The organism is Lactobacillus kefiranofaciens (assembly GCF_900103655.1).
GTDB lineage: Bacteria > Bacillota > Bacilli > Lactobacillales > Lactobacillaceae > Lactobacillus > Lactobacillus kefiranofaciens.
On sequence record NZ_FMXC01000018.1, the window covers coordinates 34808 to 42967 of the forward strand.

Consider the following 8160-nt stretch of genomic DNA (forward strand, 5'->3'; position numbering starts at 1 on the left):
TAGTAGAATATTTTTTACTAAAGCCTTTTCACAATGGTTTATAATTAATTAAATAGACTAAGAAACCCTAGAAGGGAGTTTAAAATGCTTCTACGGAAATTTTCAATCACTGCTGCCGCATTTCTTTTATTAATGCCTTTGATAGGACAGAATGCTCAAGCAGCTAATTTTAGTACGCAAGAAGTCAATGAGATCCATCAATTTCAAAAAAAATACGCTAATCTCAGTCATAAACGTTACACAGAAGCTAATATTTATGCTAAAAAGCCGCATTTAAAAAAGAAATTCAAGGCCGGAGTATTAAAACCTGCCTACATTCGGACGCAAGTTGATTATATTAATTATTATCGTTCTTTATTTGGTTTAACCAGTGTCAATACAACTAAGACTTCTAACGTTAATGCGCAAAAAACAGCAGCTGTAATGGCCGCGATTAACGCCAATCCATTTGTTAATCAGCATGGCTTGCCTAATGAAGTAAAACCATCTTTTATTTCTAAGTCAACTTGGAAATTGGCTAAATACACAACGGAGACTTCTAACCTAAACTTTAACGTCTCTCATCAGTCAGCTGGCGATGTAATCACCGACCTAGTAACAGATCATTATAATTTAACTGGTTCAGACACTGGTCACCGCGCCTGGTTGCTCTCTAGCAGATTATCAACCACTGGTATCGGAGCTGCATATGGCAAGAATGGTTACCGTTACTCTGTCCAAAAAGTTTTGAACGGTAATGACATGTTCCGCGCCGCCAGTCAGCCAATTGTTGCTTATCCGAGCGTACGACTTTTCCCCGAAGAACTAGCTAAAGGAAAAAATGTCTTATGGTCTCTTTATTTATCCGATCAGAGCTATAACTCAATTCCGGTTATTACAATTAAAGACCTAGATACTGGCATTACTACTAACGGCACGCGAGTTAAAAATTACAGTTCAAGTGGCTATGGCCATTTTAAAACGATTATTACCTACTCACCAGGCAATACCAACATTGTTGCTGGTCATGAATACGAGATCAATATTAAGGGCGTTTATAAATATCGCTTCAAGGTTTTCAAACAAGACGGTACTACCGACACAACCCAATATATTAAGCCCCAGACCAATACTAATGCTTCTATGAGCAGTCAGACGGCAGTTCAATCACCATTCGTGTTACAAAATAAGCTCTTGCAGGCAACTATCGCCTCGGAAACAATTATTATCCCCAACGAGACAAACGATTTACTGCATACACTAACTAAGAAGGGTTGGAATCAAAATTATTTCCACAAAACCGTGCGAATTAAGAAAAAAATCTAACGAAAAAAGCCAAGCAAACACTTGGCTTTTATTTTATAAAACTTTTGATAAAAAGTCCTTTGCTCTAGGACTAGTTGGATGTTCAAAGACTTCTTCCGGCGTGCCTTTTTCTTGTAAGTAGCCATCTGCCATGAACCAAATTTCATCAGCTACTTCTCGTGCAAAACCCATTTCATGAGTAACAATGACCATTGTCATTCCGGAATCTGCTAGATCCTGCATCGTTTTCAGAACTTCACCGACCATTTCCGGGTCTAAAGCACTAGTCGGTTCATCAAAAAGCATAACTTCTGGATCCATGGCTAAAGCACGAGCAATCGCTACCCGTTGCTGCTGTCCACCAGACAAGCTGGCCGGAAACTGTTGCGCACGATCAGCTAACCCTACTTTTTCAAGCAAAGCCAAGCCCTTTTGCTCGGCTTCCTGATCACTAATTCCTTTAACCTTCATAGGTGCTAACTTAATATTTTCAATGACGTTCATATTAGGAAAAAGGTTGAAGCTTTGAAACACCATGCCCATTTTCTCACGTAATTGATCCAGTTCTTTGCCGTCCTTTAGACTAGCTAGATCCGTACCATCGAACATTATCTTTCCAGCAGTAGGATGCTCCAATACGTTGAGGCAACGCAAAAATGTACTCTTGCCTGATCCTGATGGACCAATGATACAAATTACTTGGCCCTTTTCTACTGAAGCTGAAATATCTTTTAGGACTTCATTTTCGCCAAAAGTCTTTTTTAAATGTTGAATATCAAGCATATTAGTCATTATGTTTCATCCGTCTTTCCAAGTAATTAAGCAATCTAGTTAAAGTAAAGGTCATAATGAAGTAAATAATCATGGCAATGAATAATGGCAATACGCCACGATAAGTTGATGTCTGAATCAATTCGGTTTGGTACATCAATTCAGTTACCCCAATTACTGAGACCAATGAACTATCCTTTAATAAAGTAATAAATTCATTGTCCAAAGCTGGCCAGATATTCTTTAAAGCCTGGGGAATAATAACATAACGGTAAGCCTTTGCCTGACTTAATCCTAATGATCTTGCGGCCTCAGTTTGTCCTTTAGCCACAGATGCAATCCCGGAACGAATATCTTCAGCCACATAGGCACCGGAATTGAGCCCAATCGCAATAATTCCGGCTACCAAAGCTGATAAATTAGAAATTAAAACACCAACCCCGAAGTAGACGAATAAAATTTGTACCATTTGCGGCGTACCACGAATAAACTCAATGTAGCAAACTGCAATCCAATGCAAAAGCTTGTTATTGGACAAACGCATTAGTGCTAAGAGCATTCCTAATATAATACCGATCAAAACCGAAAAGACGGTAATGACAATAGTATAACCGACGCCTTTAACAAAATATGGCGCATATTTGGCCATCGTGTTAGTCTTTTGAGCCGTCTTCATATATTTAGCAGCTTCTGGTAAATACTTTTTGTTAATCAGATTTTGCTTTTCAACCCGGTTAACGGTTTTATTCACTGCCTTAACTAAATCAGGTTGTCCCTTAGCGATGGCAACAGCGTTACCTGCTTGTGCTTCACGCAAATCGCTTCTAACTGCCATTAAACTATTATCGTTTTGCGCATAAGACTTCGCTGTCAGTTCTTCCATAACCACGCCAGACATCTTGCCAGACTTTAAGGCTAAAACTAGGTTGTTGATCTTGCCTAAGCCCTTAACTTTGGACTTCTTCATTTGGGATTGGATCAATTGGTATTGAATACTACCAGTTTGAGCACCAACTGTCTGTCCAGCAAAATCCTTGCCTTTTTTATATTTGGTTTGATCACGCTTATTAATTAAGAAGTATTCGCCACTTGGCTTATAGTAAATTCTAGAGAAATCTACGCTCTTTTTTCTTTCAGGATTAGGCGTCATCGCAGAGATAACCATATCAACTTTTCCCGTTTCAAGAGCGACTAAAAGCGAGTCAAAGCTCATGTTTTTAATAACTAGCTTAGCATGCAGGTCTTTGGCAATATCCTTAGCCAATTCAATATCTACTCCGACATACTTGGTCTTGCCATTAACACTAGTAGTAAATTCAAGTGGAGGATAATCGGCTGATGTCCCCACCACTAACTCTTTCGATTGCTTAATCTTTTTCATCACTGTGCCGTCTGCTACTTTCTTAGTAGAAGCGGCCTTAACTGGTTGATTAAACAAAAAAAGAGTTGAAATTAGTGTCATAAAAGCAAGAAATAGATTGATAATCTTTGCTTTTTTCATAAAGTTCGCCTAACTCTTTCGTTAAATGTGTCTAAATTTTTATTAATTATTTTTAATTATTAAATTTTTATTAATTATTTTTAATTATAAAGAATGAATTCAATTTATGCAAGCTATAAAAATAGTGAGTAAAGAATTTCTCTACTCACTTTTTCTTATTTAGCTGATGTAGCTTGCCATGGAATCGCACAAATTATATAGATAATTACACCAGCAATTACATATTCTAAGAAGACGCTGCTGCTAATTTCTAGCAAAAAGCCAAATTCAACATTATCTACGTCGAAAATCACTGGAACCAGGGCCAATAATCCAGAAATTAAAATTAGCCAAAAGCCAGCCCACATCCCCGCTGCTGCAATATCGTGAATCAGCAGACGCAAGTTTGTTTTGGAACGCATGTCATTAATCAATGAGAACAACGAAATAATCGTTACGATGACAATAATAATATTCACCATCAGCAACAAACCAGCAATATTGGCACCTAATGTAACCACATTTAAGTTAAAAGCTTTAATAATTGCATATGGTGCGCTACTGCCTTGCTTTTTCAATTTGCGATTGATAATCTGCGCGCCCGTTGACGAGCCCTTATCAATACCTTGATCAATGTCATTTAAAATCTGCTGAGCCAAACTTAAATTGCTAACTTTAAACCAGTGAATCCCCAGCGCATAATCAATCATTCGGTCGGCAATCGGTTCCGTTTGCGCTTCTGCCAGCAGATTAGCATTATCCTCGCTGCGCGCATTAACCAGATCGGCTAAATTATCAAAATTTTTATTCACTTGACGGACGATTACGGCTCGATTGTAACTTGTTCGAATCTGTCCCTTCATAAAATGCGGATTCAAAAAAGTGGCTGTAATCAAACTCAAGGCTGCTGTCAAAAAGATCACAAATGCCAGTATCCGTTTATACTGAGCATTCTGTTCGGATCCCATTCGGCGCAAATCGGCTCTTCTGCCTTCCACCATGACGATTCCCCTTTAGCTGAAAATTTCTTTTCCTTCATCGAACATCGTATCAATTGCACGGTGAACGACTTCCATATCAGCTGATTCGATAATTTCATGTCCTTCCTTCAAAGCTTGATCGATCTCATCTGAAGAACAATGCAAGAAACTAAACATCAGTGCACTTGTGGCATAATCCGCCAAGGCTTCTGCTGATAAATGATGCTTCTTACGATCGTGGTACAAACGACCAATACCACTTGTAACAAAGGCAATCCCAATTTCCAACTCATTTTCGTCAATATCAATGCCATCAAACAAATGATTTTCTTTAATCCAATCATTAAGCATTATATCCCAATTATCTAGAGTTGCATTGCTGACAAAGGCTTCAGAAATAATTCGATCTAGCCCTTCATCATGCATCCCCAAAATCGCAATCGTGTAAATAAATGCCTTCGTTCTAGCATAAGGGACATTGCTGTTAGCCATGTCATAATTATTGACTTGTTGACCTAAAGTATTAAAAAGATTACGGATAATGTCATTAGTCAATTTGGCTTTATGCGGATAGTATGATTGTAGAAGCGACTTTGAAATGCCTGATTTTTCCGCAATCATTTGCAAAGAAACATTATCCATTCCATTCTCTCTAATCAGATGAAAAGTATTGCCCAGAATAACTCTTCGTCTCTTCATGTTTTTCCGTCGTGCCATTGTTATTCCTCTAACTTTCTTTGTCTTTCTATACAATACATGTCAATTATATCAATCATTGCTATTTATACATAGTTTTATGATTCATTAACAAAAAATAATCCTCAATTTAATGAGGATTATCATATATCAACTGTTAGATAGATTTTACTTTAAACGATTTTGTTCGTCAAAGATTTGGTGAATTGAACGATCATTGTAAACGTAATCGATCCCGCGAGCCAAAAGTTGATCAACAGAAATACGAACCATTCTGTCTGGGTAACGGTTATGCTTAATAGTATCAGTTACCACAATTTGTTCAATTGGCAATTCATTCAATACTTCAGTTGCATTCTTAGAAAGAAGTGCATGAGTTGCAGCAACGTAAACCTTTTTAGCACCTGCTGCCATCACTGACTTAGTTGAAGATGAAATACGTGAACCAGTATCAATTAAATCATCAACAATGATACACTTCTTATCCTTAACATCCCCGATCATATCATGAACTTCTGTATCATAGCGTGCCCCTCTTTGGTCAACAATAGCAATTGTAGCATTGAAGTATTGACCAAAGTTACGAGCAAGCTTGGCACCTGAGTGGTCAGGTGAAACAACTACGATATCATCGTCTTCCTTAGTAGCAATACCATTATCTAAGAAGTATTGACCTAAAAGTGGGATTGCGTGCAAGTGATCTACAGGAATGTTGTAGAAGCCTTGAATTTGTGAAGCATGCAAGTCAACTGTAATTAAACGATCCATGCCAGTTAATTGAAGTAAGTTAGCAACTAGCTTAGCAGTGATTGGTTCACGTGAACCAGTCTTAGTGTCTGAACGTGAATATGCTAAGTATGGCACAACCACATTAATAGCATGAGCAGAAGCACGGTGAAGTGCATCTAAAACGATTTCTAGTTCCATGAAGTTTTCGTTAACTGGATCTTGAATAGATTGAATAACGAAAACATCGCAACCTCTGACACTTTCACCAATATTAACTTGAATTTCGCCATCGCTGAAGTGATGGACTGCAGTTTCAATTAATGGTTGGTGCAAAATTGAAGCAATTTTTTCATTTAATGCTGGGTTACCGCCTAACCCAATTACCTTCATTGGATGTAATAACTTATGAAGCTCTTCTTTATCCATAGCTACCTCTCTTGAGCAAAAATCATATACAAATTCATTATATACGAAAAAACACCTCTTATAAATAAAAGAGATGCTTCTTTATTCAAGAAATTCTATTTTGATTGTTGATATTTGGTTCCACGTCCATTACCAACTTTGACAACATAACCTAGTTGAATTAGTTCATCAAGTAACTTTAGAACTTTGTTTTTACTAAAATCAGTCTGTTTACTAATATTAGAGCTTGATAATGATCCAGTCTGTAGCACTGTATAGATTTCACTAGCATCTGGTGAAACACCCTGAAGTTCTTTTTTAATTACCGGTAAAACAATCTTGATTGAATTTTCAAAAATTAAAAACTGGGGCTGAATTTTACTTTCAGCATACGCTGCACGAATTCTTTGAATTCCTGTACCAAATTGTTCAAGTCAACTACCCCAGAATAAATTCTGGGGCTTGGTGGCTCGTTAGCTTGCGCTAACCAGAACACCAACTTGCTTAGATACGGGCTGGGCTTATCACTAATATTCTTATGACTATTAGTGATAGAGGTCGCCTAATTACCAAAGCCTTTTTAGTCCACGAGTTGCTAACGGACTTCCAACCTTTTTAAGTGGCTTGTTTTTTAGGATTCTGCCAACTGCCTAATCCTTTTTGAAGGATGTTTACCGCCGCATTCCAATCACGAATATGGTAAGTATGACAAATTGGACATGTCCATTCACGGTCTTTTAGTTTTAATTTCTTATAGCCATTATGTCCCATGATTGTGCCACAAGCATGACAGCGTTGAGTCGTGTACTTAGGGTCAATAGTAATGAACTCTTTACCGTATAGCCTGCCTTTATAGGCAAGCATGTTAAGAAACTTGCGCCAGCCAACATCAGAGATCGCTTGGGACAAGGCATGATTCTTTAACAGGTTCTTGCTTCTTAGCTCCTCGGCAACTACTAAATCGTGGTTTTTGATTAATGCAGTTGAGAGGACCTGCAAGAAGTCTTCACGCTGTCTGCGAATCCTGTCGTGCAGTTTAGCGACTATTAGGCGCTGCTTTTGATAGTTCTTTGCCGTCCGCAAATTGCGCCTTGCTTTCTTAGCCCGTCTTTGTCTGCGAGAGAGTACTCGTTGGGCGTGGGCGAGCTTCTTTTCAGCTTGGCGGTAGAAGTGCGGATTAGCGACCATGGCACCATTAGAATTGGTCAAGAAGTTGTCTAAATTAAGATCAATGCCGATTTGATTCTGTGTTTTGGGCAGCTCTTTAACAAAAGCTAAATCGCTGCCTGACTGCATTGACAAATAGAATTGATCTTCAGCGGTCTTTTTAAGCGTCACTGTTCCGATTCTAGTTGGAATGTGCTTAAACAAACGCTCTTTAATTAGCTTTCTCAAGCCAGCAATGCGGACAACACCCAGCTTAGGCAATTTAACGTGCTTAGCGTCAATAAATTTAGCTGTCCCATTATTTAGATAAGCTTCATCCTGCTTAATGTATTGACAGTTGGTCTGATAAGCCCAATCACTGCGTTTCTTGTGGAAAGTCGGGATTCCATACCCGATTTTGCGATAGTTATTCCAAGCCTTATGATAGTTCTGAATGGCATTGGCCAGCGCCAGACTGTCAATTTCTTTGATGCGTAAGAAACTATAAGCATCGCGAATATTCTTAGGCTTAGCCAATAGCTCATTATTAGCGACTACTGTTTCTGCCAGCTTTGTTTCATAGCGATTGAGAATAGAAAAAGCAAATGGCATTGCCTTGCTTTGTTTTACGAGAAAATAGCATTTGGCATGATAGCTGCTCCGATTGCG

At 38.3% G+C, this 8160-nt stretch carries 7 protein-coding genes; 1 reads left to right on the forward strand and 6 read right to left on the reverse strand.

Annotated elements, in window-relative coordinates; all coding sequences use genetic code 11:
• Positions 1–84: 84 nt before the first annotated feature.
• Positions 85–1305, forward strand: coding sequence for a CAP domain-containing protein (locus BLP58_RS07495; RefSeq protein WP_013855140.1), 1221 nt, complete (start codon positions 85–87; stop codon positions 1303–1305).
• Between the two features lie 33 nt (positions 1306–1338).
• Here the strand turns inward: BLP58_RS07495 and BLP58_RS07500 are convergent, their stop codons facing one another.
• From BLP58_RS07500 to BLP58_RS07530, 6 genes are all read right to left on the reverse strand, one after another.
• Positions 1339–2076, reverse strand: a complete 738-nt coding sequence (locus tag BLP58_RS07500; RefSeq protein ID WP_013855139.1) for an amino acid ABC transporter ATP-binding protein — start codon at positions 2074–2076, stop codon at positions 1339–1341.
• The gene (locus tag BLP58_RS07505; RefSeq protein WP_013855138.1) at positions 2069–3556 is read right to left on the reverse strand and encodes an ABC transporter substrate-binding protein/permease; all 1488 of its coding nucleotides are present in this window, start codon (positions 3554–3556) and stop codon (positions 2069–2071) included. Before BLP58_RS07505 ends, BLP58_RS07500 begins: the two co-directional genes overlap by 8 nt.
• Positions 3557–3711: 155 nt before the next feature.
• Positions 3712–4536, reverse strand: coding sequence for a hypothetical protein (locus tag BLP58_RS07510; RefSeq protein WP_013855137.1), 825 nt, complete (start codon positions 4534–4536; stop codon positions 3712–3714).
• 12 nt (positions 4537–4548) lie between these two features.
• A complete protein-coding gene (locus BLP58_RS07515; protein ID WP_013855136.1) occupies positions 4549–5232 on the reverse strand; it encodes a TetR/AcrR family transcriptional regulator in 684 nt (227 codons plus the stop codon).
• A 147-nt stretch (positions 5233–5379) separates the two neighbouring features.
• Positions 5380–6366, reverse strand: a complete 987-nt coding sequence (locus tag BLP58_RS07520; protein WP_013855135.1) for a ribose-phosphate diphosphokinase — start codon at positions 6364–6366, stop codon at positions 5380–5382.
• Between the two features lie 594 nt (positions 6367–6960).
• Positions 6961–8160 (reverse strand): RNA-guided endonuclease InsQ/TnpB family protein (locus BLP58_RS07530; RefSeq protein WP_143000332.1); only part of this gene is annotated, 1200 nt, incomplete at its 5' end.